General features: G+C 57.3%; 2 protein-coding genes. One reads left to right on the forward strand and one right to left on the reverse strand.

Going from position 1 to position 1,636, the window contains the following annotated elements:
• Positions 1 to 226: 226 nt before the first annotated feature.
• Positions 227 to 892, forward strand: a complete 666-nt coding sequence (locus PVW46_RS23970; RefSeq protein WP_069211718.1) for a hypothetical protein — start codon at positions 227 to 229, stop codon at positions 890 to 892.
• 129 nt (positions 893 to 1,021) lie between these two features.
• Here PVW46_RS23970 and PVW46_RS23975 read toward each other — a convergent pair whose 3' ends face one another.
• Entirely contained in the window at positions 1,022 to 1,420 is a 399-nt protein-coding gene (locus PVW46_RS23975; RefSeq protein ID WP_069211719.1) for a type II toxin-antitoxin system HicB family antitoxin, read from the reverse strand.
• Positions 1,421 to 1,636: the final 216 nt, after the last annotated feature.

The raw sequence follows: 1,636 nt of genomic DNA on the forward strand, positions 1-1,636 counted from the left end.
AACCAAATCAATGGGTCCTGACCCTAGGCTGACGGCATAAAAGTCCCGCGGTTGGCGAGTTCGAGGGCGCCGAGATCAAGCACCTGCAGCGAAAGTCCGGTCTGGTGGAACTGCAGCGCGGCATTTGACTGCCTCGCCAAGGTCCGCAAGGGGCCGGCTCCGTTGGGGATGGCACTTGGTGCAGCAGATTGTAGGGTAGACCGAAATCTGCGGAGAAGCTCTACTGTTGAAATCGCGTACAGATTGGAAATTAGTCCGTTGGGAATCCGTGAATGCTGGTGCGAACAATGACTTCACGCGGGTCGTCGGGCTGATACCTATGGCGGGTTACCTGATGCTGTTTAACGACGAGATCGCTGGGATGCTTTCGTTCGATGCACTAGCAGGCGTTGGGGGAACTGAGAGATCTTCCTTCCTCTTGGACGGTCTAACCAAGCTTCGGTTGGTGTTCTTCGGAAGCCTGTTCGTGTTCGCCTCATTTGTGACCTTCAGAGTGTTCCGTCCAGAAGTTTTGGAAGCTGCCAAAAATGACCTCGAATTTTCTGAAGTAGTAAGGCAGCGATACAGCGTCTACGAGCTCGCACAGATAGAAGAGCGCGTTCATTCGGAATCGTGGGTCGAACGAACAGAGGCATTTTGGACAGTGCTGGGTAAGCAGCGATCCAAGAAGCCCGTGGTCTCGGGTTTTCGGCCAGATGTCAGAGCTGACATGTTCTCCAAGCATGGCGACTACATAGGCTTTCTCGCCAGAGAATGGTGGGTTGGTATGATGCACACCAATAAGCCCGCGCGAATAATCTCCCTGGTGTTTGGATTTTTGGGATATTTCATGCTGGTAGTTCCCACAATGGACATCGCGCAGGCTGTTCTGAGGCACATATTCATCGGCTAGTGTGCGCTCCCAGCGGACGTCCGGTCTGATGGGCCGCGCTGCGGCGTGGCTCTAGAATAGTCAATGTCGGCTTCGGGCCGTTCGGTCACCTCGGCTCGGTTCCTGCGTTCTAGCACGGACTGATAAGTGTTACACTGCCCCGACCAGTTCCCGCCGCGCGGCTGACGCCAGGAACGACGACCTGGTCATCTTGCGTGCCTTGGCGGTTTCGTCGATCGCGCGCAGCAGTCCGCGTTCCAGAGTGATGTTGACCCGCGCGGCGGCAGTGTCGGCGGGGATGTAGGGGACCGGCATCAGGACGGCGCCGGCCGCCATTTCCTCGGCGACGTCAGGCCGCTGGCGGATCTCTTCAAGCGACGATTCCTCAACGTCTGGCTGATCCTCGAACCAGAAGTCCAGTGCCTCTGCGGCGGTCTGGGGGATGTCGTCCCATGTGTCCCCCGCAGCGAAAGCACCGGGCAGATCCGGGAAGGTCAGGCCATAGGCGCTGTCTTCGTCGTGGTGAACGAGGGCAATATAGTAGCGCATTTCTTTGGTCCTGTGCTGGCCGGTACGGGCCGGCGGGGCCCGTGAATGTCTTGCATCTTGGCTGTATGATCTCAATAACGCCAACAAAACGGAATGGTTGACAATAGTGAAGGGTGAAAGCGGTATGGTTGAAGTGCTGGGCCTATTGAGCTTCGGGCTCGCGCCGTTGATCCTCTGGCATCTTTTCGTGACCCGCCCCCGCTGATTGGTCCGGTT

This window comes from Mameliella sp. AT18, from assembly GCF_028807275.1.
Lineage (GTDB): Bacteria > Pseudomonadota > Alphaproteobacteria > Rhodobacterales > Rhodobacteraceae > Antarctobacter > Antarctobacter albus.